This window comes from Amycolatopsis sulphurea, assembly GCF_002564045.1.
Lineage (GTDB): Bacteria > Actinomycetota > Actinomycetes > Mycobacteriales > Pseudonocardiaceae > Amycolatopsis > Amycolatopsis sulphurea.
The window spans coordinates 3,994,562-4,020,532 of sequence record NZ_PDJK01000002.1 but is presented as its reverse complement, the minus strand read 5'-3'; the positions used below and the strand labels follow the sequence as shown (position 1 = coordinate 4,020,532).

Annotated in this window: 25 protein-coding genes and 1 pseudogene; 15 read left to right on the top strand and 11 right to left on the bottom strand. The window is 70.5% G+C overall.

Annotated features, from left to right (window positions below; genetic code table 11):
* Positions 1-293: 293 nt before the first annotated feature.
* The 4 genes from ATK36_RS24580 to ATK36_RS24565 all read right to left on the bottom strand — a co-directional run bounded on the left by ATK36_RS24580 (position 294) and on the right by ATK36_RS24565 (position 5,207).
* Positions 294-698: a histone-like nucleoid-structuring protein Lsr2 gene (locus tag ATK36_RS24580; protein WP_098513652.1), complete on the bottom strand. Its 405-nt coding sequence runs from the start codon at positions 696-698 to the stop codon at positions 294-296.
* A 446-nt stretch (positions 699-1,144) separates the two neighbouring features.
* The gene (locus tag ATK36_RS24575; protein WP_211291940.1) at positions 1,145-2,776 is read right to left on the bottom strand and encodes a phospholipase C; all 1,632 of its coding nucleotides are present in this window, start codon (positions 2,774-2,776) and stop codon (positions 1,145-1,147) included.
* Between the two features lie 53 nt (positions 2,777-2,829).
* Positions 2,830-4,035, bottom strand: a complete 1,206-nt coding sequence (locus ATK36_RS24570; RefSeq protein ID WP_098513651.1) for a Dyp-type peroxidase — start codon at positions 4,033-4,035, stop codon at positions 2,830-2,832.
* The gene (locus tag ATK36_RS24565; RefSeq protein ID WP_245915079.1) at positions 4,032-5,207 is read right to left on the bottom strand and encodes an EfeM/EfeO family lipoprotein; all 1,176 of its coding nucleotides are present in this window, start codon (positions 5,205-5,207) and stop codon (positions 4,032-4,034) included. Before ATK36_RS24565 ends, ATK36_RS24570 begins: the two co-directional genes overlap by 4 nt.
* Before the next feature lie 334 nt (positions 5,208-5,541).
* Here ATK36_RS24565 and ATK36_RS24560 point away from each other — a divergent pair.
* Positions 5,542-5,888: pseudogene (locus ATK36_RS24560) on the top strand (RraA family protein); the annotation flags it as partial.
* A gap of 222 nt (positions 5,889-6,110) precedes the next feature.
* Positions 6,111-6,362, top strand: coding sequence for an RraA family protein (locus ATK36_RS24555; RefSeq protein WP_141544519.1), 252 nt, complete (start codon positions 6,111-6,113; stop codon positions 6,360-6,362).
* A gap of 9 nt (positions 6,363-6,371) precedes the next feature.
* On the opposite strand, the gene ATK36_RS24550 is transcribed toward ATK36_RS24555, so the two are convergent.
* Entirely contained in the window at positions 6,372-7,286 is a 915-nt protein-coding gene (locus ATK36_RS24550) for a hypothetical protein (protein ID WP_098513648.1), read from the bottom strand.
* 202 nt (positions 7,287-7,488) lie between these two features.
* Here ATK36_RS24550 and ATK36_RS24545 point away from each other — a divergent pair, with 202 nt between their 5' ends.
* The 3 genes from ATK36_RS24545 (at position 7,489) to ATK36_RS24535 (ending at position 9,594) form a co-directional block, all read left to right on the top strand.
* Entirely contained in the window at positions 7,489-7,788 is a 300-nt protein-coding gene (locus ATK36_RS24545) for a YciI family protein (RefSeq protein ID WP_098513647.1), read from the top strand.
* A gap of 136 nt (positions 7,789-7,924) precedes the next feature.
* Positions 7,925-8,794: a dihydropteroate synthase gene (gene folP / locus ATK36_RS24540; RefSeq protein WP_098513646.1), complete on the top strand. Its 870-nt coding sequence runs from the start codon at positions 7,925-7,927 to the stop codon at positions 8,792-8,794.
* Positions 8,791-9,594: a dihydrofolate reductase family protein gene (locus tag ATK36_RS24535; protein ID WP_098513645.1), complete on the top strand. Its 804-nt coding sequence runs from the start codon at positions 8,791-8,793 to the stop codon at positions 9,592-9,594. Before folP ends, ATK36_RS24535 begins: the two co-directional genes overlap by 4 nt.
* A gap of 22 nt (positions 9,595-9,616) precedes the next feature.
* On the opposite strand, the gene ATK36_RS24530 is transcribed toward ATK36_RS24535, so the two are convergent.
* Positions 9,617-10,360, bottom strand: a complete 744-nt coding sequence (locus tag ATK36_RS24530) for a hypothetical protein (protein WP_245915071.1) — start codon at positions 10,358-10,360, stop codon at positions 9,617-9,619.
* Positions 10,361-10,408: 48 nt separating this feature from the next.
* Between ATK36_RS24530 and ATK36_RS24525 the strand changes: the two genes are divergently transcribed.
* The 4 genes from ATK36_RS24525 (at position 10,409) to ATK36_RS24510 (ending at position 15,521) form a co-directional block, all read left to right on the top strand.
* The gene (locus ATK36_RS24525) at positions 10,409-11,227 is read left to right on the top strand and encodes a helix-turn-helix transcriptional regulator (protein ID WP_098513644.1); all 819 of its coding nucleotides are present in this window, start codon (positions 10,409-10,411) and stop codon (positions 11,225-11,227) included.
* Positions 11,228-11,317: 90 nt separating this feature from the next.
* Positions 11,318-12,844, top strand: a complete 1,527-nt coding sequence (locus ATK36_RS24520; RefSeq protein WP_098513643.1) for an AMP-binding protein — start codon at positions 11,318-11,320, stop codon at positions 12,842-12,844.
* Between the two features lie 486 nt (positions 12,845-13,330).
* Complete coding sequence (locus ATK36_RS24515) at positions 13,331-14,554, top strand: lytic transglycosylase domain-containing protein (protein ID WP_098513642.1); 1,224 nt, start codon at positions 13,331-13,333, stop codon at positions 14,552-14,554.
* A gap of 52 nt (positions 14,555-14,606) precedes the next feature.
* Positions 14,607-15,521 (top strand): SDR family NAD(P)-dependent oxidoreductase, encoded by a 915-nt coding sequence (locus ATK36_RS24510; RefSeq protein ID WP_098513641.1) that lies wholly within the window; start codon positions 14,607-14,609, stop codon positions 15,519-15,521.
* Positions 15,522-15,549: 28 nt separating this feature from the next.
* Here ATK36_RS24510 and ATK36_RS24505 read toward each other — a convergent pair whose 3' ends face one another.
* A complete protein-coding gene (locus ATK36_RS24505; RefSeq protein ID WP_098513640.1) occupies positions 15,550-16,350 on the bottom strand; it encodes a TetR/AcrR family transcriptional regulator in 801 nt (266 codons plus the stop codon).
* A 110-nt stretch (positions 16,351-16,460) separates the two neighbouring features.
* Here ATK36_RS24505 and ATK36_RS24500 point away from each other — a divergent pair, with 110 nt between their 5' ends.
* From ATK36_RS24500 to ATK36_RS24490, 3 genes are read left to right on the top strand one after another with little or no spacing between them, the layout of a single operon-like run.
* Positions 16,461-16,910 carry a DnaJ family domain-containing protein gene (locus ATK36_RS24500; protein WP_098515151.1) on the top strand — a complete coding sequence of 150 codons (450 nt, stop codon included), beginning with the start codon at positions 16,461-16,463 and terminating at the stop codon, positions 16,908-16,910.
* 13 nt (positions 16,911-16,923) lie between these two features.
* Positions 16,924-18,075 carry a metallophosphoesterase gene (locus ATK36_RS24495; protein ID WP_098513639.1) on the top strand — a complete coding sequence of 384 codons (1,152 nt, stop codon included), beginning with the start codon at positions 16,924-16,926 and terminating at the stop codon, positions 18,073-18,075.
* A complete protein-coding gene (locus tag ATK36_RS24490) occupies positions 18,062-18,631 on the top strand; it encodes an HAD-IA family hydrolase (protein WP_342752058.1) in 570 nt (189 codons plus the stop codon). Before ATK36_RS24495 ends, ATK36_RS24490 begins: the two co-directional genes overlap by 14 nt.
* Here the strand turns inward: ATK36_RS24490 and ATK36_RS24485 are convergent.
* A complete protein-coding gene (locus ATK36_RS24485; RefSeq protein ID WP_098513637.1) occupies positions 18,611-19,072 on the bottom strand; it encodes an NUDIX hydrolase in 462 nt (153 codons plus the stop codon). The genes ATK36_RS24490 and ATK36_RS24485 overlap by 21 nt on opposite strands.
* A gap of 135 nt (positions 19,073-19,207) precedes the next feature.
* On the opposite strand from ATK36_RS24485, the gene ATK36_RS24480 reads away from it, so the two are divergent.
* The gene (locus tag ATK36_RS24480) at positions 19,208-19,645 is read left to right on the top strand and encodes a DoxX family protein (protein ID WP_098513636.1); all 438 of its coding nucleotides are present in this window, start codon (positions 19,208-19,210) and stop codon (positions 19,643-19,645) included.
* Here the strand turns inward: ATK36_RS24480 and ATK36_RS24475 are convergent.
* Together ATK36_RS24475 and kynU are read right to left on the bottom strand one after the other, a co-directional pair.
* On the bottom strand, positions 19,599-19,916 hold the full coding sequence (locus ATK36_RS24475; RefSeq protein ID WP_098513635.1) for a hypothetical protein: 318 nt from the start codon (positions 19,914-19,916) through the stop codon (positions 19,599-19,601). The genes ATK36_RS24480 and ATK36_RS24475 overlap by 47 nt on opposite strands.
* A 127-nt stretch (positions 19,917-20,043) precedes the next feature.
* The gene (kynU, locus tag ATK36_RS24470) at positions 20,044-21,234 is read right to left on the bottom strand and encodes a kynureninase (protein WP_098513634.1); all 1,191 of its coding nucleotides are present in this window, start codon (positions 21,232-21,234) and stop codon (positions 20,044-20,046) included.
* Between the two features lie 218 nt (positions 21,235-21,452).
* Between kynU and ATK36_RS24465 the strand changes: the two genes are divergently transcribed.
* Positions 21,453-23,261: an AMP-dependent synthetase/ligase gene (locus ATK36_RS24465; RefSeq protein ID WP_098515150.1), complete on the top strand. Its 1,809-nt coding sequence runs from the start codon at positions 21,453-21,455 to the stop codon at positions 23,259-23,261.
* Between the two features lie 83 nt (positions 23,262-23,344).
* Here the strand turns inward: ATK36_RS24465 and ATK36_RS24460 are convergent, their stop codons facing one another.
* Complete coding sequence (locus ATK36_RS24460) at positions 23,345-24,241, bottom strand: SDR family NAD(P)-dependent oxidoreductase (protein ID WP_098513633.1); 897 nt, start codon at positions 24,239-24,241, stop codon at positions 23,345-23,347.
* 365 nt (positions 24,242-24,606) lie between these two features.
* Here ATK36_RS24460 and ATK36_RS24455 point away from each other — a divergent pair, with 365 nt between their 5' ends.
* Positions 24,607-25,797: an MFS transporter gene (locus ATK36_RS24455; protein ID WP_098515149.1), complete on the top strand. Its 1,191-nt coding sequence runs from the start codon at positions 24,607-24,609 to the stop codon at positions 25,795-25,797.
* The last annotated feature ends 174 nt before the right edge of the window (positions 25,798-25,971 follow it).

The window sequence follows — 25,971 nt, the reverse complement described above, 5'->3', positions numbered from 1 at the left end:
CCGAACCCGCAGTACCGGCGCCGCCTGCTTCTCGACCGAGTCCGCTGCGGTCCATCAAGCGCACGCTTCGGAGATGGAAGAAGCAGCCTTCCGCCGGCTCACCGGCCCGGCGGGGACAAGCGAAACACTCCGGCCACCCGACGGTCCGCAGTGGACACCGCCAAGGTCCGGAATGGACCTTCGGCGGTCCACTTCGCACACTGCCCGGTGTCGATCGCAAGTGGACCGAGCCGGGACACGAACGGACCGGATGGCGCCCCCACCCCTGGGCGCCATCCGGTCCGGACGGGATTTCAGGACTTCTTGCGAGCGCCCCGCTTGCGCGCCGGCTTGGCGGGCGGTTCCTCCACCGTCTCCTCGCGCTCCTCGTAAGCACGCACGATCTCCGCGGGCAGGCGCCCACGGTCGGAGACCTGGTAACCGTTGGCCTCAGCCCATTCCCGCATAGTGCGGTTGCGTTCGCGGTCGGCCGCTGTGGACGCCGGCCGCGGTGCGGCACCGGCGACGATGCGGACCTTGCGGCCGCCGATCCGGCGGGAGACGGCAACATAACGGGCCAGCTCGTCGCGCAATGCGGCGGCATTGTCCTCGGACAGGTCGATCTCGTAGTTCACGCCGTCGAGACTGAACGGGACCGTCTGTTCGGCAATGCTGCCGTCGATGTCGTCCACCATCTCGACATGAACCTTCTGCGCCATGGTTCGCGTTCCTTCACCTTCTACAGGATGTGCCTTCGATAAGCCTATCGTGTCGACAGAGGACTCGCGCTCTCCGACTCCCATTCCGGTCCGGACAGTACGCAGTCCGTGTCGCTCTCCCACACCTCTTCGGCCGATTTTCCGGCCGCCGGAGGGAAGGCGGGACACGCTCCAGTCCCCCTTCCCCGCGACGCGTGGAGCTGCCGGTAACCGATTTCCTGTCCGGTGCCGAAGGCAGTCGCCGACGTATGACATTCGCCCGTCACGGCGTGCGGCGCGGCGGGTCAGTCCAGATCGGACGCAACACGCCGTTTCGGCACACCGGCGCCCGCGGGCTCGTTTCGCGCACCGGCGGCGGGAATGGCGAAGGCCGCCGGGGCGAGCCCGGCGGCCTTCGGTGGGTGACGATCTGTTGACCCGGAGTCATCCCGGGCCCGGGTTTCCGCTCAGTGGTTCACGAGCGCACCCGTCTTCGGGTCCATCGGCAGCTTGTCCGCCTGCGGCCGCCAGAACCCGAACATATTCCACAACCCGCCGGCCCGGTTGTCGAACGAGGAATCGCCGATCCGCCCGGCGAACCAGTTGTCCTCGATGAACCGCAGCACCGAGGTCTGGTCGGTCCGGGTGTGGTCGACGTAGTTCACCTTGCTGTAGGGGGAGATGATGATCAGCGGCAGCCGCGGGCCGTACCCGCAGCGGTCGGCGTAACCGCCCAGGCTCGCCGGCTTTCCGGTGCACACGGCCTGGTCCTGCGCCGCGTCCTGGGAACCGTTGATGACGGCCGGGCTCTGGTGGTCGTACCAGCCGTCGGAATCGTCGTAGGCGAGCACGATCGCGGTGGAGCGCCATTCCGGGGACTGCTGGATCTTGTTGATCTCCCCGACCACGAACTGCTGCTCGTCCAGCGGATCGGAATAGCCGGCGTGCGCGTCCTGGTACTCCGGCGCCTTGAGGAAGCTGACCGCGGGCATCGAACCGGCCTGCAGCGAGTCGTCGAAGTCGCTCATGTCGTACTGGTGATTGGCCTGGTCGGACTGGCCGATCGCCTGCACCGAGGACGGCGGCAGGTGATGCGGGTTCGCCGTGGACCGGTAGTACTGGAACGGCTCGTGGTGCGGGCTGTAGTCCACCGAGGACTGATTGCCCACGTTGGCGTGCTTCTGGCCGCAGACCGCGTAGCCGTTGGCGGTGCCGGTCGGGCGGAAGCCGCCCTGGAACCAGCCCCAGGTGACCCGCCGCTGGTTGAGCAGGTCACCGACGTTGCGCCCGTGCATCGCCCCGAGGTTCTCGGTCGCGGTGTGGTTCTTGTCCGAGCAGTCGTCCCACGCCGGGTCCGGGTCGTTGATCACCGTGCCGACACCGTTGACATCGGGCGACTGGGTCACGTACGAATCCGAGGCCGGCTCGTGCGAGACCGAATCGACGGCCTGTATCCCGTGCGTCTGCCCGGAGATCAGGTTGATCGCACCCGGAGTGGAGGGACCGAAGGTGGTGTTGAAGGAATTGTCGCTCAGCGCGTAGTGCTGCGCGTAGTTCCACATTCCGGTCACGGTGTTGCCGTCGTAGTAGTCCATGACCAGACCCGGTGCACCGAACAGCACCGGCTGCCCGGTGCACTTGCCGGTCTCGGTCTTCTCCACGAACTTGTCCATCTTGCCGCCGTTGAAGGCGGCCTGTTCCGCGCCGTAATTGTGGTTCTGGTCGCAGGTCAGCGCCTGGTCCGGGCCGAGCCGCTTCGGGTCGTAGGCGTTCGGGTTCCCGGTCAGCAGCAACTTGTCCAAGCCGTTGACCTTCGGGGTGTGCTTCGCGGCCTGGAACGGGGTGCCGTTCTCGTTGGTCGCGTTCGGGTAGGTGCCGAAGTAGTGATCGAAGGAGACGTTCTCGCCGAAGATCACCACCACGTGCTTGATCGGGGTGAGAGTGGGCAGCCACGACGCGGGCAGCGGGTGGCTCGGCTGGGCGTCCGCCGACGTGGCGGCCGAGCCGGTCGCGATGGCCAGCATCGCCGCCGAGGCCAGCGCGCCGGCCCCGAACAGCCGCCGCGTCCGGCGGCGCCGTCTGCCGATTGCTGTGTCCACTGGGGATCCTCCTGGGTTGGTTACCTCGTGGTGGGAACTCGCGGTGGGCGCGCTCACTGCAGCAGCGCCCGGCCGAAGTGGTCTCGGCCGTCGGTGACCCCTGGCAGCGCGAAGAAATAGCCGCCGCCGAACGGGGAGATGTAATCGGCCAGCGGCTCGTCCACCAGCCGCTGCTGGGTCGCCTCGAACTGGCGCTCGAGGTCCTGCTGGTAGCAGGCGAAGACCAGGCCCATGTCCAGGTTGCCGTTGGTGTCCACCCCGCGGTCGTAGTTCACCGAACGCCGCAGGATCCGGCCGGCGTCGGTAGCCGGGGTGCGGGGATTGGCCTTGCGGATGTGGCTGGTGAGCGGGATGACGGTGCCGATCGGATCGTCGGCGTAGCGCGGAGTGTCCTGTTCGGACGTCCCGTCCAGCGGGGCGCCGGTGTCCCGGCGGCGGCCGAACATGTTCTCCTGCTCGGTCAGCGAGACCCGGTCCCAGAACTCGACGAGCATCCGGATCAGCCGGATCACCTGGTAACTGCCGCCGGTGGTCCAGCCGGGCTCGCCGCCGCCGGACACCCAGACCAGCCGATCCAGTTCGTCATCGGCGGGGTTGGCGATGCCGTCCTTGAATCCCATCAGGTTGCGCGGGGTGCCGGACGGGCGCGACGGGGAGGCGAACCCGTTGATCTTCCAGCGCAGCTGCATCCCGCCGCGGGTCGCGCGGGTGAGGTCGCGCAGCGCGTGCAGCACCGTGTCGGTCGTGCCGGCGGACAAGGTCAGCGAGAGATCCCCGTGGCACTGCGCGGAGTCGAGCGCGTCGTTGGGGAACATGGTCATCGGCTTGAGCTTCTTCGGCTTGCGCCCGGCAAGACCGTAGCGATCGTCGAACAGCGAGGCACCGACACCGACCACCACGCCGAGATCGCTGGGGGGCACGACCGGCCCGAGCACCCCGGAGTCCGCCGGCGGCGCGGTGATCCCGAGCACGGCCGGCGCACCACCCGCAGTGAGGAATCGGGCACGTTCGGTGATCTCGCGCAGCAGTTCGGTCAACTCCGCGCGGTTCTCGGCGATGACGTCGAACGAGGCCACAATGGACTGTGCGGGTGGCCGGCGCAGGATCGCCGCCTGCCGCGGACCGTGGAACGGCACCGCGCCGGATTCCCCGGCGGACGCGGCCCCGCTCGCCGCCACCCCCACTCCGGCGGCCGCGTTCAGCCCGGCGCCGACCACCGTGCGGCGCAGGAAGCTGCGCCGGGAGGACTCAATGGTCACGAGATCCTCCTCGGCTCGGCGATGGCGGCGATCGGCGCGAGCTGTTCGGTCAGCTCGCTCACGTCGCCGTTGATCTTCTGGCGCTGTGGCGCGGTGAGCCCGCCGACCGGCGTCCACGAACCGTCCGCGCGGCGCGCGTCGTCGAGGGTCTTCCCGGTGCGCTTCATCCAGGTGTCCACCGTGGACAGCCGGGGGTAGCGCGGGGCGAGTAGCGGGCGCAGCACGTCGAGCACGGCCTGGACGCCGTCCACATTGGCCCGCGCGGTGGCGAGGTTGGTGCCGCTGCCGTAATCGGTACGGGCGGTGAGTTCGAGCTGCAGGGCGTTCTCCACGATCTCGTGTGCGCGCAGCCCGAGGTCGTTGGGGTCGACCTGGCTGTCCGGAAAGGACTTCCGAAGGCTCTGCACGGCACTGTCCAGCCGGTCCGCGACCGCGCCGAGTGCGGCCAGGTCCTGGTTGTGCCACAGGCCGTATTCGAGGCGGTGGAACCCGGTGAAGCCCGGGTCGGCCACGCCGCCGGGCAGGCCGACGGCGGTGCCGTTGATCGCGCCGTCCGAATCGCCGAAGGCGTTGTAGGCGGCGCCGAGGCGTTCGTAGGTCAGGTGCGCGGTCAGCCAGGTGGACTCGCTCGCCGCCCGGTCGCCGCCGTGCACCGCGTCCTTCAGCTTCGTCACGTCGGCGACGAGCTGGTCCAGCCCGGCGGTCACGTGCGCCTGATAGTTCTTGAGCGGTGCGAGAAGATCGTTCTGGGTGACCGGCGCGACGCCCGGGCCACGGTCCGCGCCGCCACTCACGGTCACCGTCGGGCCGACGATCGCGGCCGAGTCCTCAGGCAGGCAGCGAAACGCGTAGCCGCCGTTGCCGAGCGTCACCGGCAGCGGCCGGGTGGTGCCGGTCCCGAGGCCCTCCACCTCGCCGTAGATCACCCCGGTGGCCGGGTCGATCAGATCCACCTCGGCGGTCACCGTCCCGGTGTTGCGCAGGCGGAAGGTCTGCTCGCCGGTATGCGGATCGGTCCAGCCCAGGCCACAGGCCGACCGGGAGACCTGGATCTCCGGATCCTGCGCGGACGCCCCGTCCGGCCACACCGCGAAACCGATCACCACCGCGGCGGCGAGCACCGCCACCCCGGCGGAGCCCACCACCCCATGGGTACGCACAGACCCGGGCACGCCACTCTCCTGCACCTCGTTCGGACTACCGGTGGGGAATTATGCGGGCGGAAAGTGCGGAAAACCTGGCCGAGCCCGGCCCCCGACCGGGAATTCACCAGGACTTCAACCGGAAACCGGTGAAAATCGGATATACCCACCAAACTGACTGCCACGCGCAGCCGACGCCGCGGCCCTCCCGCGACCACTCGCGGTGACCGGTCGGCTCCCGGTCCCCGGGGGGATTTCCGTTCCATGACAGGCGTTTCATCCGGCAACGTATTCCTGCGCACACCGAGGAAGGCCGGGAATGACCGCATTCTAAGCACGCTTTTCCGCGCTTACCACCGCCCATCTGACCAACAGCTGTATTCGCGCTCAGCTCGACGTGCGATGCGCGCCCGCAGGAACACACAGCGAAATACCGGGCGAGCGAATTGCCGGCCGCGTACTGCCCGCGCGACATGCGGGCAGCGTCGACATTTCCTGGAAGCCATCGCCACGGCGGGGCGCGGCGACGTGCTGGTGGTCGACAATGGCGGGCGTCGGGACGAGAGCTGCGTCGTCGACCTCGCCGCGGCCGGGCTCGGCGGAGTCGTCATCTGGGGCCTGCATCGGGACACCGCGGACCTGCGGGAAATCGGGCTGCCGGTGTTCAGCCTCGGCTCGATCCCGACCGGCCCGCTGCACGCCACACCCCGGCAGGGTGTCGGCAAAGTCGGTGTGGAGGTCTGTGAAGGGGCCCTTCACAGACTCTGAGTCCGTGAAGGGCCCCTTCACAGACCCGAAACCGGTCCGGCGCACGCCACGAGGTGGTCGCACCTCCGCATCGCCCGCCGCCGGGTACCCGACCAACTTTGCCGGAACCCTGCCACGCCCTGGCACCCGGACGTGCTGACCTCGGCGACCGTCGACGAGTGGGCCGTGAGCACCGGAGATCTGGTCTTCGGCGACGAAGACGGAGTGGTGTTCGTCCCCGCCGCGGAGGCCGAGAAGGTGTTCCAGGCCGCGGAATCCGTGCGGGACACCGAGCAGCGGCAGGCGGCACGCATCCGCTCCGGAACGTCATTGCGGAAACAGGTCGGGTTCGCCGATTTCCTGCGTCGCCGCGAGGAAGACGCGTCCTGCACCTTCCAGCAGCACCTGCGTGCGGTGGGCGGCGCAGTCGAAGAGTGAGCAGCCGCTTCACCCGGGACCAGGGCAGGTTCGCGATTCCCTTTCCGGACGCACCACGGAAATAACCGCGACCACCCCGGTACCACCGAGAATGGCGAGCGAAGCGCCGGAAAGAATCAGAAGGACGATCGGCGCGGAGAATGGCGAAATCCCGGCGAACGCTTCGAATCCGATCACCGCGGTGAACACGGAATCGGCCGCGACCGCGTACTGCACCAAGCGTAACCGGCGGGATTCCGGTAGCCCGCTGAACCGCAGCAGCCAGGCCAATGCGGGCAGCACCAGGATTGCGTGCATCGCGACCGCATGCAGCGGCTTGAGCGAACCTGCCGTGGTGTACGCCAGTTCCGGGGCGCCGCTGCGTGCGGCGGTCACCCCGCGGGCGATCATCACCGCGCCGGTGGCGAGCGCGATCATGAACACCACCAGCCCGGCCCGGACCGCCAGCCGCATGCTCGGCGCGAGGTCACCGGGACGGCGGAACGCAATCGCGGTGAAGCCGAGCGCGGTCACCACGAGCACCGCGCCGCCGCCCGCGAGGCTCAGGGAAACCGCGGTGTCGAAACCGGTTTCGAAGTCGAAGTGGGACGGAACGCCCCGCCACGCCTGCATCGTCACCAGCGTCACCTCGACCACCGAGGCCAGGAGAAAGGCGCCGAGCAGCAAGGTCCGGACGCCCTTTCCCATCCGGAGACGGCTGGTCACCCAGGCGAGCGTTGCCAGGGTGAGACCAAAGGACAATCCGAACGTGACCGCCTTGCGCAGGGACAGCGGGCCGAGCCAGGAACCGCCGGAAACCAGCAGCACCACAGCGTTCACCACGCCACTGATGACCAGCACCGCGCCGACCGCGTACGCCAGCCGTTCGATGCGGCGGCCGCCGGACCAGCTGTCGCGGAGTGCCGTCAAGGGAGTCGAAGCCATGCCGATGAGTGTGTGCGGACGAGGCCCGCACGTCGTCCGCCCAGCAGCGGCACCCGGGTACGCAAATTTACGTACGCCAGACGTAAATGCACCGGCCCGTAAAGGAACCTTGGCGATTCTTGACCAATCGATGACGAATTGCGCCGCTGCCACCACTCGCCGGACGGATGCAGTCCGCGCCGCGGAGTTCTACTCTGAACTCATGTACATCGCACTGCTGTCCTACACAGCACCCCGTAACGAAGTCGACTACACACTGGCAGAACACGCGGAGTGGTTGCGCGCGCAGTTCAGTCATGGATTATTCCTGGTTTCCGGAAACGGGCACGAGGACGCCGATCAGGTCATCCTCACCCGCCCCTGCCTGCGCGGCAAGCTGGACGCGGTGCTCGCCACCGATCCACTCGTGCTGCAACGGCTGGCCCGATACCGCGTGATCGAATTCTCCGCCACCCGCACCGCGGGCGGCTTCCACACCATCAACGAGGCCCTCGCCTCCTGACCCCGAGGAGGACGCCCGGAAGCAGGTGGCCTCCGGCTCGCCGGCATTCCTGCCGCCCGCCACCTGCCGGACGCGACCCGGCCGCGCACGCGCGCCTATCATCAGGCGAGACCGACGTCCGGTACGGGAGAATTCCATGCAGACCCCCGACCTCGTGTTCCGAGGCCGCCGCCGCACCAGTGACCGCGCCCTGGTGATGGCCATCGTGAACCGCACCCCCGACTCCTTCTACGACCACGGCGCCACCTTCGAGGAGAAGCTCGCCCAGGACGCGATCCTCCAGGCGGTGACCGAGGGTGCCGATGTGATCGACATCGGTGGAGTGCCGGCCAGTGCGGGCCCGGAGGTGACCGTCGCCGAGGAGATCAGCCGGGTCGTCCCGACCGTGGCCTGGGCCCGCGAGCACTTCCCGGACCTGGTGATCAGCGTCGACACCTACCGCGCCGAGGTCGCCGACGCGGTCTGCCGCGCCGGCGCGGACCTGATCAACGACAACTGGGCCGCGTACGAGCCGGAGATCCTCGACGTGGCCGCTGCACACAGCGCGGGCTACATCTGCGCGCACACCAACGGCCTCGAACCCCGCGTCGAGCTGCCCCGCCCGGAGTACGACGACGTCGTGGCCGCGGTGGTCGACGCGACCACCACGCTGGCCGAGCGAGCCGTGGCCGCGGGCGTCCCTCGCGAGGGCGTGATGATCGACCCCTGCATCGACTTCGGGAAGAACACCTACCAATCGCTGGAAGTGCTGCGCAACGTGCGATCGCTGGTCGATACCGGCTGGCCGGTGCTGATGGCGATGTCGAACAAGGGCGTCGTCGGCGAAACCCTCGACCTGCCGCTGGGCGAGCGGGTCACCGGCACGCTGGCCGCGACCGCGGTGGCCGCGCTGCACGGCGCGGCGATGTTCCGGGCACACCAGGTGAAGGAAACCCGGCAGGTGACCGAGATGGTGGCCAGCATCGTCGGCACGCGCCCGCCGTCGAAGGCGGTGCGGCTGCTGTGATCGAAGTCTTCCCCGGCCCACGGGAACTCACCGAGGCCGACGTCGAGCAGCTCTACGCCTACCCCGAGGGCGAACGCTGGCTGGCGGTGAACTTCGTGTCCAGTGCAGACGGCGGGATCACCGTACAGGGCCGCTCCCGTGGGCTGTCCACCCCGGCGGACCGGGTGGTGTACCGGCTCGGCAGCGACCTCGCCGACGTGGTCCTGCTCGGCGCGGGCACGGCGGTCGCCGAGGAATTCGACGGCATCCATCCGGACGAACAGACCGCGGAACGCCGTCGGCGGCACGGGCTGTCCCCCGTCCCGCCGATCGCGGTGGTCAGCACCGGCCGCTCCCTGCCTCCGGACGCGCCCGTGCTCACCAGGCCGCTCGTGCCGACGATCGTGCTCACCGGCGCAGCCACCGATCCGGACCTGCGCGCGGCCTGGACGGAAGCCGGCGCGGAGGTGATCGTCGCCGGTGCCGGGGAACCGGAGCTGCACGCCGCCGCGGACCGGCAGACGAGTGTCACCGAGCCGCGACCACCTGCCCGAGCCGGGGACGTCGACCTGACCGCCGCGCTCGCTGCACTGGCGGCACAGGGTCTGCGCCGCATCGACTGCGAGGGCGGGCCGCATCTGTTCGCCGCGCTCCTGGCCGCCGGGCTGGTCGACGAGCTGCGGCTGACGCTGTCGCCGATGCTGGTGGCCGGGGACGCCGCGCGGGTCGCGATGGGCGTGCCGATCGAGCCGAAGCACCTGGACCTGCAGTCGATGCTGATCGAGGACAGCACGGTGCTGCTGCGGTATCTGGTGCGCTGAGGCCGCTTCGTCCGCAGGGGACTCAGCCCAGGTCCGCCACCGTCTGCTCGGCCCGTTCGAAGGCGGCACGCGCCGCCGCCAGCTCCTCGGCGACCCGTGCGACCCGGGTTTCCGCGTCGGCGAGCCGGTGCTGCAAGACGGTCACCAGGGCGTCCGACTCCTCGGCCGCCTGCTCGGCACGCGCCAGCTCGCGTTCCGCGGCCGCGTGCGCCTGACGAGCCGCCTGCTGCTCCTTTTTGGACGGTCCAAGAAGTGGAATGTCCTTGACCGGCAAGGAAAGCCAGTTATCCACATCCGCATGCGCGGTCGACGTCAGCCGACCGGCCAAGACGAGCCGGGCCACGTCCGGGTCGGCGACGACGGCCTCCAGCGTCTCTTCCACCGCCCGCGCCACGGCATCGCTCAGCCCGCTCGTCTCGCCGGCAAGCTCGCGGATCAACTTCGCCCGGCGGTGTGCCAGCTCGCGCAACCGGGTTCCGGCCAGCTGCTCGTGGGCTTCCCGCAGCTGCCTGCCGAGGTCGGCCAGCTCGCGTAGCGGGGCGGAATCCGCACGGGCGAGCCGGTTCACGAAAGCCGCGGCGGCGGTCGGCTTGCGCAGGCCGCGGATACGCCGGGCCAGATCCGCATCGCCGGCCGCGCGAGCGGCGGCGGTGCGTTCCACGACGAACTCGGCCGGGTCGACGGAGTACAACCGGTCGGCGACGGCGTCGAAATCGGCAGTGCCCACGACCACCACGGAACCACACATGTAGTCCGGATGCGACACAACGCGTACCGTGGACGCTCATCACGGGTCGGAACAGGACGGTGCCACATGACGTCTTCGGGACAGCTCGCCCTGGCAACCAGCCCGCTGATCGCCGGTGCACTGCAGGCACTCCAGCGCACGACCGGGCTGCCGGTCGCGATGGGTGGCCCGGTCACCGCCGGGTCACGCGCGCTCGTGATCGACCAGCTGCGCGGCACGGCGACCCGTTCGCTGCAGCATCTGCGGGTCGACACCGGGGCCGGGCTCGGCGGCAAGGCCGTGGCACTGGCACGGCCGTCCACAGTGAGCGATTACCTCAGCGCGCAAGGCATCACGCACAAGTACGACCGCGCTGTGGCTCCGGAGCAGCTGCGCGCGATCGTCGCGCTGCCGATCCGCGTCGGCAAGACCACCCGGGCGGTGCTGTACGCGGCGACCCGCGAGTCCATCACGTTCGGTGATCGTGTGCTGCGTGCTGCCGGGTCCGTGGCAACCCGGCTGGAGCGCGACATCGAGGTGGAGGAAGAGGTCCGGCGCCGGCTGGCCGGGCCGCCCGCGCCCATCCCCCGCGACCAAGCCGACCTGCGTGCGGAGTTGCTCGCGATCGCCGGATCGCTCCAGGACGAGGCGGCGCGGGAGCAGTTGCTCGCGGTGTGCAAGCGGCTCCAACCCGTACCCACCCCGGCGGGCGGGCCGCTGACTCCGCGCGAGGTGGACGTCCTGCGGCTGGCCGCCGAGGGCTGTACCAACGACGAGATCGCCGACCGGCTGGGCCTGCTGCCCAACACCGTCAAGTCCTATCTCAAGCACGCGATGCGCAAACTCGGCGCGGGCAACCGAGTCCAGGCGGCGAACCGCGCACGGGCCGCGGGCCTGCTGCGCTGAGCACCCACTTTGTGGGGTGGCCGCTCCCCGGCGGCCGAGCCATCATCTCGGCACGGGCAGCGGTGCCCGGTGAAGCGAAGGGAACGGCACGTGTTCTACGACCTCGGTGTCCGCGATTTCCTCGACCGTGCGGAGACGGTGTACCCGGACCGGGTGGCCGTGGTCGACGAGCCCGACCAGCCCGCCCCTTCGTGGGGTTCGGTCACCTACCGCGAGCTGGCCCGGCGCGCCCGTGCGCAGGCTGCGAACCTGGACGCGCTCGGCGTGCCCGTGGGCGGCCGGGTGGCGATCGTGTCGCACAACTCGGCGCGGCTGCTCACCTCGTTCTTCGGGGTATCCGGTTGGGGGCGGGTGCTGGTGCCGGTGAACTTCCGGCTCGCGCCCGCCGAGGTGCGCTACATCGTGGAGCACTCCGGCGCCGAGGTGGTGATCCTGGACCCGGATCTGAAAGCGTTGCGGGACAGCGTTTCCGCCAAGCACGTGTTCGTACTCGGCGAAGACGACGAGAAGATCTGGGGCGGCGACGGCGAACCACGCCCGTGGGCCGGGGACGAATCGGCCACCGCGACGCTCAACTACACCTCGGGCACCACCGCGCGGCCGAAGGGCGTGCAGCTCACGCATCGCAATCTTTGGCTCAACGCAGCGACTTTCGGGCTGCACACCACGCTGAGCGACAACGACGTGCTCCTGCACACCCTGCCGATGTTCCACGCGAACGGCTGGGGCATGCCCTACGCGCTCACCGGTCTCGGCGGGAAGCACATCGTGCTGCGCAAAGTGGACGGTACGGAAATCCTGCGCCGCATCGAGGAACACGGCGTGACGATCATGTGCGCCGCGCCCGCGGTGGTCACCGCCGCGCTGGACGGAGCGGCGAAGTGGGACGGGGAGATCCCCGGCCGGGACCGGGTACGCATCGTCGTCGCCGGCGCGCCACCGCCGACCCGCACGATCGAACGGGTGCGTGCCGAACTCGGCTGGGAGTTCATCCAGATCTACGGCCTCACCGAGACCGCGCCGCTGCTGACGGTCAACCGATTCCGCAGCGAATGGGCCGGACTCGATCCGCACGAGCAGGCGAAACTGCTCGGCCGCGCGGGCACCCCGGCCCTCGGCGTGCGCATCGCGATCGACACCGACGGCGAGGTGCTGGCCCAGTCGAACACAAACCTCGACGGCTACTGGGACAACCCGGAGGAGACCGCCCGGGTCCAGGAAGGCGGCTGGTTCCACACCGGCGACGGCGGCCGGTTCGACGAGGGGTACCTGACCATCGCCGACCGCAAGAAGGACGTGATCATCACCGGCGGCGAGAACGTGTCGTCGATCGAGGTGGAGGACGCGCTGAACTCGCACCCGGCGGTGCGCGAGGCCGCGGTGATCGGCATTCCGGACGAGAAGTGGGGCGAGCTGGTCACCGCCCTGGTGGTCAGCGAGGACGAGACCGTGACCGCGGAACAGCTGATCACGCACTGCCGGGACTATCTGGCCGGGTACAAATGCCCGAAGCGGGTGGAATTCCGCACCGAGCTGCCCCGTACCGCGACCGGCAAGATCCAGAAGTTCAGGCTGCGCGCCCCCTACTGGACCGACCAGTCCCGCCAGGTCCACTGACCACTGGCGCCCGAAGCCAAGGGCTGTGAAGGGGCCCTTCACAGCCTCTGAGTCCGTGAAGGGCCCCTTCACAGCTTTTTGCCGGAGCGGCGCAGCCGGTCGGGCCGGCCACGGCGCATCCGGGTCCAGTTCCGCACCGCAGTGGCCGCAGGGCCATCGCGCGAAAGAAGTGCGTTTCGTGGCGGCGACCATACGCCGTCCGGAGAGTCAACCCTGCAGCTCAGAACCGCTTTCCCGCGGAGACCACGGCCCCATTCCGGTCGCGCGCCCGGGATCCCGATGCGCCATTCGGTTGACGACCACTACTCCATACGGCGCAACGGCGACACCGAGGCGAACCCGCGGAAAAGAACCGTCAAAGATACTCTGCCGGATGGACGAAACTTGATCGGAATCGACAGGTTTTCCCGGACCGGCCGCACCACTGCGGGGCAACTTCGGATAACTTGACCTTCGGTGGGATCGACGAGAAGCGGGGAGAGACGGATGGCGAAAAACGGGCGGCACCGCGTGAAGCAGCGGTCGGTCCGGAGCCGGACCGTCGCCGCGCTGGCCGGTGGTGCGCTCGTGGTCCTGCCCGCACTGACCTCCTCCGGGCTGCCGATCGGCACGCCGGTCGCGGCCGGTGACCAGCAGTCCATCGCGGGCGGCCCGGCCGCCGGGCCGGGCGCCGACCTGCCGCCGGTCGGCGTGGACGGCAGCCTGCCGCAGCCGCCGGTCCCGCAAGCATTGGGCGTGCCCGGCTACGCGGGCACCGGGTCCGCCACGCCGTCCGGCCCGCTGGGCATCCCGGACAGCATGCTCAAGGCCTACCGCAACGCGGCCGACATCATGGCCCGCGAGCAACCCGGCTGCCACGTGGACTGGGCACTGATCGCGGCCATCGGCCGGGTCGAGTCGAACCACGCTCGCGGCGGCTATGTGGACGCCCGCGGCAACGGCCTGGAGCGCATCCTCGGCCCGGTGCTCGACGGGGCAGGCGGATTCGCCGCGATCCGGGACACCGACGGCGGCCGCTACGACGGCGACCAGGTATGGGACCGCGCGGTCGGGCCGACCCAGTTCATCCCGTCCACCTGGGCACGCTACGCCTCGGACGGCAACGGCGACGGCGTGTCCGACCCGAACAACATCTACGACGAAACCCTCGCCACCGCGCGGTATCTGTGCTCCGGCGGGCTCGACCTGTCCGGTCTGCCGGCGCAGGCCCTCGCCGTCCGCCGGTACAACAACTCACAATCCTATGTGGACACTGTGCTCGGGTACGCGGCCGCCTACCGCGCCGGGGTCTCGCAGCTGCCGGACAGCCAGGTGCCGATCGGCGCGCCGCCCGGACCGGGCGCCGTGGAGGCCGCGGCCGGCAGCCCGGCGGGTGTCCCCGCGCCGCCTCCGGCACCCCCGGCGACCTCCGCCCCGGGCACGCCGGCCCAGCCACCGAGCAGCAGCAGCAGTTCGACGTCCACCAGCGGCAGCCCCACCTCGTCGACGTCGACCGGCGGCAAGCCGACCGGCTCGACCCCCACCAGTGGCACGCCGACCAGCAGCACGACCACCAGCACCACCCCGACCTGCCCGAGCACGCCGACGACCACGCCGACCAGCACGACCACCACCAGCACCCCGCCGGGCAGTACGCCGACCTGCCCACCCGTCACCAGCACGAACACCACCAGTACCCCGCAGACCACCACCACCTCGCCGTCGAAGTGAGCCCGGTGGCGTCGTTCGTATAGTGCGAGCGACGCCGAGCACGGGAGCGAACGTGGCCTGGAACCCCGAAGCCCTGCCCGACCTGCCGGGCCGCACGTTCGCGGTGACCGGGGGCACCGCCGGGATCGGCTACTTCATCGCCGAGCAGCTGGCCGGTACCGGTGCGCACGTGGTGCTGCTCGGCCGCGCACCGGAACGGCTGCGCACCGCGGTCACCACCCTGCGCGCGCGGGTCGGGTCCGCGCGACTGAGCACGATCCCGCTCGACCTCACCGACCTCGGCTCGGTCGCCGGGGCGGCGGAACGGCTCGTGCGGCTCGGCCGGGTCGACGCGCTGATCGAGAACGCCGGGATCACCGCGCCCGGACCGGTCCGGCGCAGCACCGCGCAGGGTTTCGAACTCGCCATGGGCACCAACCACTTCGGGCATTTCGCGCTGACCGCGCTGGCCATGCCGGTACTCACCGCCTCGGCCGCGCGGATCGTGTCGATGGGCAGCCTGATCACCCGGCTGCGCCGGTTCGACCTCGACGATCTGCAGTCCGTCCGGTCCTATTCGGACTTCCGCGCGTACACCCAGTCGAAGCACGCGGTGCAGTCCTTCGGGCTGGAACTGGACCGGCGGCTGCGCGCCGCGGGCTCCCCGGTGCGGTCGATCGTGGCCCAGCCGGGATTCAGCCTGGACCGCTCCACCCCCGACCGGCCGGGGATCAGCACGCGGGTGCCCGCGTTCAGGCTGCTGGCCCCGGTCTGCCAGGGCAAGGACCACGGCGCCTGGCCTGCCGTGCGCGCCGCCGCCGACCCGTCCGTCGAAGGCGGCGCCTACCTCGGCCCGGCCCGCCTGGGCGTCGGCCGGCCGGTGCCCGGCACCGCACCGGCCACCTCCCGCGACCCGGCCCTCGCGAGTCGCTTGTGGACGGTCTCGGAGGAGCTGACCGGGATTCCGTTCCGCATCACCGCGCAGTGACCGGCCCACGCACCGGCCCGCCCGCGCCTCACCCGCCCGGCTGACCCACCCGCTCCGCAATACCGTCGAGCAACCGGTCAAGCCCGAACTCGCACGCGTCACCGGCCTGTTCCCGGGTGCCGCGGTCGAACCCACCCGCCAGCCAGACGCGGTTCATGGTCGGATGCGCCTCGATGTCGAAATAGGTGTCCCAGAACGAAGAACGCTGGATCCACCAGGCATCGTCGGACTGTCCGGTGCTGCGCTCCAGATGCCGGCTCTCCGCTTCCACCGCGGCGTTCGCGTCGACATACCCGGACACGCAGTTCGCCGCCGCGACCGCTTCGCGGGCAGGCAGGCCCAGGCTGTCCATAATGGACAGAAGGTACTCCTGTCCGGCGAACTGGCCGGGGCCGAGCACCGGGCGCACCCGCGAGGTCTCACGCAGCCACGGATGCCGCAGGTAGGCGTCGCGGGTGCGCTCGGCGTAGAGCCGCACCTGCGCCCGCCAGTCGCCCGCACGGGGTGCGCCGGGCGCGGGCAGCCGCCGTTCCAGCAGGACCTCGTCCACCATCAGGTCGATCAGCTCGATCTTGCCGGCGACGTAGGTGTAGAGCGTCATGGTGCCCGCGCCGAGTTCCCGGGCGACCCGGTGCATGGAGGTGGCGGCCAGCCCGTCCTCGTCGGCCACCGCGACCGCGGCGGCGATGATCTGCTCAAGGGTGAGCGTCGGGCGGCGCCCACGGGCCGGCTCGGCCGGATCACCGCCGCGGTCCCGCCACAGCAGCGCCAGCGTGCGATCCACCTCTTCGCTGGACGAATGGCCGGCAGGCCGGCGGTCGACGGTCATCGCTCTCCCCTGCGCCGGTCGTTTCCCGGGATCGTACCCGCCGGTTCGGGACCTTTGTCCCCTCCGCATCGCCCCGATGGCCGCTACTTTGGCACGTGGGGGTGATCACCATGACCAACCGCAAGCCACCGGGAACGTCGTTCCGCTTCTGGGTGGACCGTCAGATCTCCGACGCACAATCGCGTGGCGACTTCGAAGATCTGCCCGGAATGGGCAAACCACTGCCGCCGCCGACCGGTCGCGACGCCGCGACAGACTGGGCGCTGCGCCGGGCCCGCGAGGGCGACCTCGATGTGCAGGCGTTCCTGCCGCCTTCGCTCGCCTTGCCGCGGGAAATCCAGGACCTACCCGCCAAGCTCGCGAACGTGCACGCGGAACGGCAGATACGCGAGATCGTCGAGGACCTCAACGAGCGCATCCGCCAGGCGCACCGGCTCCCGCAGGAGGGGCCACCGCTGCGCGCGGGACCGCTGGATGTCGAGGAGGTCGTGGCGAACTGGCGGAACGAACGTTCCCGACCCGGCGCCCGCGCCCCGGCTACTCTGGATGGTCCATGGTGAAAGGACGACCACAATGCGCGGAGTTCGCCGGGGTGTTGTGCTCGGGCTCGGGCTGGTGCTGGTGCTGGTGCTGCTCTTCGCGGAGCCCTGGTCGGTGTTCGTCCTGCTGCCGGAATGGCCGGTGGCCTCCACGATCGCCGGCACGGCGCTGTTCGCCGGAGCCATGCTCGCGTTGCCGGCTCTGATCTACCTCGGCCACCGGCCGAACGGGCGGGACGCCGTGGCGCGGCTCGGGGACGGGCTGCTCGGCACGATCTGGGTGCTGTTCACCTGGAGCGTGCTCGGGCACCTGTTACGGCTGGTGCTGCTGGTGTCCGGGGTGGACGATCCGGCACGCCCGCGGATCGTGGCCGCGGCGACCCTCGCCGTCGTGGCGGTGCTGCTGGCGACCGGGAGCCGGATCGCGCTGCGGGTGCCGCCGGTGCGCGAGGTGGACGTGGTGCTGCCCCGGCTCGACGCCGGGCTGGACGGGCTGCGCGTGGCGGTCGTCACCGACACGCATTTCGGGCCGATCGATCGCACCCGCTGGTCAGAGCAGTTGGTCGCGCGGTTGAACCGACTCCAGCCGGACGTGGTCTGCCACGGCGGCGACCTCGCGGACGGCACCGTGGCTCAGCGGCGCAAGCAGGTCGACCCCCTCGGCGGCGTCGAGGCGCCGCTAGGCCGGTTCTACATCACCGGCAACCACGAATACATCGTCGAAGCGCAGGCCTGGCTCGACCATATGGCCGCGCTCGGCTGGGACCCGCTGCACAACCGCTCGGTCCTGCTCGAACGCGACGGCGCGCGGTTGCTGTTCGCCGGGGTGGACGATCCGTCCGGCACCGCCTCGGGGCTGCCCGGGCACGGCCCGGACCTGTCCGCCGCGCTGGCCGGAGCAGACCCGGACGTGCCCGTTTTCCTGCTCGCCCACCAGCCCAAACAGGTCGAACAGGCCCGCGAGGCCGGAGTGGACCTGCAGGTCTCCGGGCACACCCACGGCGGCCAGATCTGGCCGTTCCACCTGCTCGTCCGGCTCGATCAGCCGTCGCTGTCCGGCCTCACCCGGCACGGTCCGCGCACCCAGCTCTACACCAGCCGCGGCGCCGGTTTCTGGGGGCCGCCGTTCCGCGTGTTCGCGCCGAACGAGATCTCCCTGCTCATCCTGCGGTGTGGAGGTCTGTGAAGGGGCCCTTCACAGACCCGAAACCGGTCCGGCGCACGCCACGAGGTGGTCGCACACAGCTTCGCATCGCCCGCTGCCGGGTCCCCGACCAACTTTGCCGGAACCCTGGCTGCGGCCCGCGATGCGCGCCCGTGTACACGAGCTACTGGCCGACGGCGGCCCTCGCGAAGGCGTGCTCACCTACCTCGATGAGGCTGCCACGCGCGGGCTGACGCTGGCCGTCGCGTCGAGTTCGCCCGCGACCTGGGTTCGCGGTCACCTGGACCGGCTCGGCCACACGGCCCAATTCACTTCGGTGGAAACCGGCGACCGCCACGCAGCGAAACCACGTCCGGACACCTACCTCGCCGCGCTGCGCGCGCTGGCCGTCCCTGCAGCGGAAGCCCTCGCGTTCGAGGATTCGCCAAACGGCGTCGCAGCAGCGAAAGCCGCCGCGCTCACCATCGTCGCGGCGCCGAACCCGATCACCGCGACGCTGGACTTCGGCGCAGCGGATCTCGTGCTGCCGTCGTTCGACGCGGCTTCGCTCGGCGAGCTACTGGCCCGCTTCGGCTAGCCGATCCAGGAACGCACGCTGACCCTTGACCAGCTTCTCCCGTGCGGTGTCCAGGTCGAACCACGCCACCCGGTCCACCTCCGGGAACTGCTGCACCTTGCCCGAGCGCGGTGGCCATTCGAGATCGAACGTGCCGGGCGCGATCGTGTCCGGGTCGAGATCGGCTTCCAGCGCCCAGGCGGTCACCAGCTTGCCGGACTGGCGGACCTCGCCCAGCGGCCGGAGCGGACCGTCCGGGACGGGTAACCCCAGCTCCTCGGTGAATTCCCGGCGGGCGGCGGCTTCGGGCTCCTCGCCTTCCTCCAGCTCGCCCTTCGGCAGCGACCAGGCCGCCTCGTCCTTCTTCGCCCAGAACGGTCCGCCCATGTGCCCGAGCAGCACTTCGACCCGGCCCGCGGACCGGCGGAAGAGCAGCAGCCCCGCGCTGCGCCTGACAGCCATCGGGCCAGTCTGCCCGGCGCCAGGCGCAGGTGGGAAGCCGGGCGGGAAAAAGATTCCGCACCGGTGTCGATCCCCGGCCGGGCCGTTCGACGCAGGAGTGAAAGCAGCCGAAAAAGCCCGGGAAGGACCCCTGTCATGAGCATCGCCACCGCCGCCCCCACCACCGCCCCGCACACCCCGGCCGTGCTCGACCGGGCCCGCCCCCTGGTGCTCGCCCTGTTCCGGGTCGTGGTCTCGCTGCTGTTCCTTTTCCACGGCGCACAGGGTTTCGGCCTGTTCGGCGGCGTCGACGGGCACGGGATGGCCGTCCCGTTCGGCGTGTGGCCCGGCTGGTGGGCCGGCGCGATCGAGGTCCTCGGCGCGCTGCTGGTGCTCTCCGGGCTCTACACCCGGGCCGCCGCGATCGTGCTGTCCGGCGTGATGGCCTACGCCTACTTCACCGTGCACGCCCCGCTCGGCCTGCTGCCGATGCAGAACGCGGGTGAACCTGCCGCGCTGTACTCCTGGATCTTCCTCGCCCTCGCGGTCACCGGCCCCGGCGCCTTCGCCCTCGACCGGCTGCGCCGTCGCTGAGCCCGGACGGCCGGACGCCGTTGGATTCCCGCCGCACCGGAGCCGCCACCGGCGGCGCCGGGCGACGGAACGGAACGAGGTCGTGCAGGAGCTCCCGGGACGCCCAGGCGAGCACCAGCACCGAAGCGATCAGCACGGCGATGAGCACCGACTCCACCGGATACTGCGCGAAGGCCGGCCAGAACCGGGTCAGCAGGAAGCCGAGCGCGATCCCGGCCAGCAGCGTGCCGAGGTGGGAGAGCAGCGCTTCCCGGCTGTGCGCCTGGGCCATCCCGCCCCCTTCCACCCGGTATCCAGGCCGGGGATCCGGCACCGACCAGCGTAAAAGCAGGTTTCCAGCCTACCGGCCGGTGCCGGGTCAGATGCCCTCCCTCACCCGATGAGGCGAGCGGGCGCGCTCAGGTCACGGACTCGCGGACATCGCGCAAAGTCTCGACGGCCCGCACCACTTCCGCGTAAGTCGTGTAGAGCGGGGCCAGCCCGAACCGCAGTACGTCCGGCGGCCGGAAATCGCCGAGTACCCCGCGCTCGTGCAGGGCGGCCATGGTGCGTTCCCCGCCCGGATCGCGGACCGAGACCTGGTGCCCACGCGCGTGATCCCGCGGGGTCGCCACCTCCGACCCGGGCAGCAGCACATCCAGGCAGCGGAAGAAGAAATCCCCCAGGGCGAGGCCCTTTTCCCGCAGTACCGCCAAATCCACGCCGTCCCACACATCGAGCGCGGCGTCCAGCGCCAGCAGCGACAGGATGTCCGGGGTACCCGCCCGCGCCCGCCCGGCGCCGTCCGCCCCGCGGTACCCGGCTTCCATCGCGAACGGGTCGGCGTGCCCGGCCCAGCCCGCGAGCGGCTGGTCGAACCCGGCCTGCCACCGCCGGGCCAGATAGACGAACGCAGGCGCGCCAGGGCCGCCGTTCAGGAACTTGTACGTGCAGCCCACGGCGAAGTCCGCTTCGCACTCGTCGAGCCGGACCGGGACCGCGCCCACGCTGTGGCACAGGTCCCAGGCCACCAGCGCGCCCGCCCGGTGCGCGGCCGCCGTGGTCCCCGCCATGTCGTGCAGCCGCCCACTGACGTAGTCGATGTGGTTCGCCAGCACCACCGCAGTCCGCTCCCCCGCCGCGGTCCCCAGCTCGGCGACCGGTACCCGGCGCAAGGTGTGCCCGGTGAGCCGGGCGACCTCGGCGGCCACGTATCCGTCCGTGGGGAAAGTCGCCGCGTCAAGCAGGATCTCGTCCCGGCCGGGATTCGCCCGCACCGCGGCGACCAGCGTCTTGAACAGGTCCACGCTCGTCGAATCCGCCACCACGACCTGGCCCGGCGCGGCACCGACCAGGGGCGCGATGCGCTCGCCGACCCGCACCGGGGCGTCCCACCAGCCCTCGGTCCAGGAGCGGATCAACCGCCCGCCCCACTGCTCGCGCACGACCTCCGAAACCCGCGCGGCGACGTGCTTCGGCGGCGCGCCAAGGGAGTTGCCGTCGAAGTAGGCCAACGCCGGATCGAGGTCGAACTCCGCGCGTTTCGCCGCGAGCGGGTCGGCGGCGTCGAGTGAGGCGGCCAATTCGCGGAGGGCGGACAGCTCGGTCATCAGAGGCTCCTCGGGGACGGCTGGAGTCCAGTCAAGCAGCCCGGTATCGGGCCGTCCCACCGGTGGGTGATTGTCGGTTTCCCCTGTTGAGACGGCTATTTTGCGCGGCCTCGGCGGTCTGTTCCGACAAGCCGGAAGGCCTTAAAGTGATCTGCACCACACATTCTGGAGGAGGGTCGCCGGTGACCACCTCGTATCCCGCAGCCACCGCACAGACCATGGCCGAACAGACCGAAGGCCGGACGATACCGGGCCTATTGCGCCGCAATGCCGTCGAATACGGCGACCTGCCGGCGATCACCTCACTCGACCTGCCGGGACACCCGACGTTGACCTGGCGCGAATTCCGTACCGCGATCGCCGAGGTGTCCCGCGGGCTGGCCGGGCTCGGCCTGTCCCGCCGCGACCGGATGCTGATCATGGCACCGAGCAGCCCCGGTCACCTGATCGCCGACCTCGCCGCGGTGCACCTCGGCGCGATCCCGTGCACCGCCTACGCCACGCTCAGCCCGGTGCAGATCGGCTACGTCGCCCGGCACAGCGCGGCCCCGGTGGTCTTCCTCGCCGGAGCGGACGAGCTGGCCCGCTGGCTGCCGGTGCTGGACGAGCTGCCGGCACTGCGGCACGTGGTGATGTTCGACGACGACGCGATCCCGGACGACGAGCGGTTCATCTCCTACTCCGCCCTGCGCGAAGCGGGCCGCGCCGCACTGGCCGCCGACCCGGACGCGTTCGAGCAGTCCTGGCTGCAAATCGACCCGGACGATCCGCTCGCGATGATCTACACCTCGGGCACCACCGGCGACCCGAAAGGCGTCGTGCTGTCGCACCGCAATGCAATCCACCAGGGTTACGCAGTGGAGGCGGTCCACGAAGCACCGTTCCACGTCAGCAACATCGCGTATCTGCCACTGGCGCACATCGCCGAACGCGAGCTGTCGATCTACCTGCCGATCCTCTGGGCCGGGCACGTGCACACCGTCGCCGACCCGGCCGGTGTGATCGGTGCGCTGGGCAAGGTGCACCCGCAGAGCTTCTTCGGCGTCCCGCGCGTGTGGGAGAAAATGGCCGCAGGCTTGAAGAACATGCTCGCCGGCGTGCCGGAGGAACGACGTGAAGCGCTACTCTCGGCCAACGAACTGTTGCAGCAAGGCTACAAACTGCGCAGCGCGGGCGAAGAGGTACCCGCCGAACTGGCCGCTCGCATCGCGGAAGCCGACGAGAAAGTGCTCGCCCCGGTGCGGGCGCTCCTTGGTCTGGACCAGGTCCACGTGGCCGCGAGCGGCGCCGCCGCGCTCCCGCTCGAAGTGCTCTACTTCCTCGCCGGGCTCGGCGTGGAGATCAGGGAAGTCTGGGGATTGTCCGAGACCACCGGTGCGGCGACGGCGAACAGCGCCGGCGCATTCCGCGCGGGCAGCGTCGGGAAACCGCTGGAAGGCGTCGAGGTGAAGGTCGCCGAGGACGGCGAACTGCTCGTCCGCGGCCCCATCGTGTTCCTCGGCTACCTGCAGGAGGACGGCACGATCGCCGATGCGAAGGACGCCGACGGCTGGTTCGCCACCGGCGACATAGGCACCATCGACGAAGACGGCTTCGTCTCGATCACCGACCGCAAGAAGGAACTGATCATCACCTCCAGCGGCAAGAACATCGCGCCGACGCGGATCGAGGGGCTGCTGAAGGAACACCCGCTGATCGGCCAGGCGGTCGCGATCGGCGACGGCCGCCCGTACGTGACCGCGCTGATCGTGCTCGACGACGAGATCGCCCCCGCCTGGGCCGCGGCCACCGGCATCGAGGCGGACAGCCTCGGCGCGCTGGCCGCGCACGAGCGGGTCCGCGCCGAAATCGACCAGGCAGTCGCCGCGGCGAACGACCGGCTGGCCCGCAGCGAGCAGATCAAGCGCTACCACCTGATCACCCACCCATGGACACCCGAATCCGGCGAGCTGACCCCGACGCTGAAGCTCAAACGCCGCGTGGTCAACGACCGCTACGCCGAGGCCATCACCGCGCTCTACCCCTGAGGCAAGTCTGTGAAGGGGCCCTTCACGGACTCTGAGTCTGTGAAGGGCCCCTTCACAGACCCTCCCGGCTCAGGCCTTCTCGCTCAGGCGATCCGGCTGGAGGTGTCCGTCAACTTGCGCAGCCGCGGCGGCACCCGCTTCTCCAGCCCGTAGTTCTCCAGATGCGCGGAGAACACCTCATCGAACGCCTTCTGCACGGTCTCGGTGTCCCACGTCGGACGTTCGAGGATCGGCTGCTTCAGATACGGCTGCCCCATCACGTGCAGCTGCGGGCCGTTGCAGCGGATCAGCTGCCCGGTGATGCCGTGCGAGCCGGCGCCGAGCAGGAACAGCACGACCGGGGCGATACGCGCCGGCGTGCGGTCCGGCGGGCAGGCACGTAGGGCCCGTTCCGACTTCCACACCATCCGGGTGTGCGCCAGCGGGCAGACCGCGTTCACCCGCACGCCGGACTCCTCCAGGTCCAGCGCCCAGGAGTAGGTCAGCGACGCGACCGCGCCCTTGCTCGCCGAGTAGGCACCCAGCTTGCGCTGGCCGAGCGAGGCGCCGGAGGAGATGTTCACGATCGACCCGCCGGTGCCCGCGCCGACCATCGCGCGGATCGCGGCCAGCCCGGTGTAGAGCACGCCGAGCACGTTCACCTCGATCAGCTGCCGGGCCTGCTCGGCGTCGTCCTCCCAGGGCAACGCCTCGTAGTTGAGCCCGGCGTTGTTCACCAGCCCGTCGATCCGCCCGAACTCGCGCACGCAGCGGTCCACGATCGCCTGCGCCTGCGCCGGATCGGCCACGCTGTCCCCGCTGGCGACCGCGCGACCGCCGTGCCGCCGGATGGTCGCCGCGGTCTGCTCGGCGAGGTCGGCGTCGACGTCGTTGCACACCACCGCGCCCCCGGCCCGCGCGACGTGCACGGCGAACGCCTCCCCGAGCCCGCGACCCGCTCCGGTCACCACCACAGCCTTGTCCTGCATCAGCCCGTCCATGATTCACTCCCCGTCGCCCGGAAACGGCGGAGGCGAAGGCCCGCTCCGCCGGATCACTTACCAGTGTTAGGCCATTCGGCCCAGCAGGCATGCCGACCGCGACGAACGGAGGCAGGGCTGCGCCGAACGAGTGAGGACCGATCTGCCCCGCGTATCCGGCGGCCGATCGGCCGGACCGGGCCGGACCGATCGCCGGACACCGACGGGTGATCAGCGGCATACTGGCGGTCGCGCCGGGGAGCGGACCGGCGTGGAAATGTGACGTCCCGGCCGGAGCCGTCACCGCCGCAGGCAGAATGCGGGCGGGCCGACCCGGCCGGGAAGGGGGAAGTGAGCACCTCGTGAGGACCGACGCGACAGCACGGCTGAGCGCGCCGCTGCGGAACGTCGAATACCGCGTTCTGTGGGCGGCCGAAGCCATCTCGAGCGCGGGCGACCAGCTGGCCAAGGTCGCGCTCTCCATCCTGGTCTATCACCGCACCGGCTCGGCGCTGTGGGCTGCGGTGGTGTACGCGCTGACCTTCCTGCCCGCGCTGGCGGGCGGGCTCGGCCTGTCCTTCCTCGCCGACCGCTACCCGCGGCGCGCGGTGCTCAGCCTGAGTGCTGCCGCGCAGGCCGTGCTGGTGGGGCTGATGAGCGTGCCCGGGATGCCGCTGGCCGTACTGTGCCTGCTGCTGGTGGTGGTGCAGCTGGCCGCATCACCGGCGAACGCGGCACAGAACGCGATCACCCGTGAGGTCTTCGACGACGACGAGCTGTATCTACGCAGTCAGGACCTGCGCGGGATCACCACGAACACGGTGCAGCTGCTGGGGTTGGCCGGAGGTGGGCTCCTGGTCACCGCGGTCGGCGCATCCTGGGCGCTGGCCATCGACGCGGTGAGTTTCGCGGTGGCCGCGGTGCTGGTCCGGGTCTGGGTGCACAACCGGCCTGCCGCCGGGGGCGAGCACAGCACCTGGTTCTCGGCCACCCGCTGGGTGTTCGGGCAGCGCAGCCTTCGGGTGCTGATCGCCCTGTCCTGGCTGGTCGGGCTGACCGTGGTGCCGGAGGGGCTGGCCGCACCGCTGGCGCAGCAGCTGCACGCTCCGTCCGCCGCGGTCGGCTGGCTGCTCGCCGCCGATCCGCTCGGCTTCGTCGCCGGCGCGTACCTGCTGTCGAAATTCGTCTCCGCCCCGCAGCGCCGGCGCCTGGCCGGCGTACTGGCGACGGGTTCCTCTGCCCTGCTGGCGCTGTTCCTGCTGCAGCCGAACCTGGTGCTCGCGCTCGTGCTGCTCGCGCTGGCCGGTGCGCTGGGCGCCTACATCATCACGGTCACGGCCACGTTCTCCACCTGGGTGCCGAACGAACTGCGCGGGGGCGCCGGCGGGCTGTACCGCACCGGGCTGCGCGTCACGCAGGGGATCGGCGTCGCACTCGGCGGGGTGGTCGCCCAGGCGACCGGCTCCGCGGTCACCGCCGTCGCACTGGCCGGACTGGCCGGGGTCGTGCTGGCGATCCCCACCGCGCTCTCCTGGACCCGGGTCCGGCACTCCGTCGCGGCCGGGACCCGGCAGTGAGGCCCCTGGGCCGCGCGCCCCGCAGGCCGGTTCGCGTACCGGCCGGAATTCCGGGGCTTAGTTTCTTTCACGTTTTCACGCCTCGCGGTCACGCACGGAACACACCTCCACCCGCATTGTCACGAATCACCGTCTGCCGATCACCGAACTCACGCTTCGCGGTCACGCACTGTT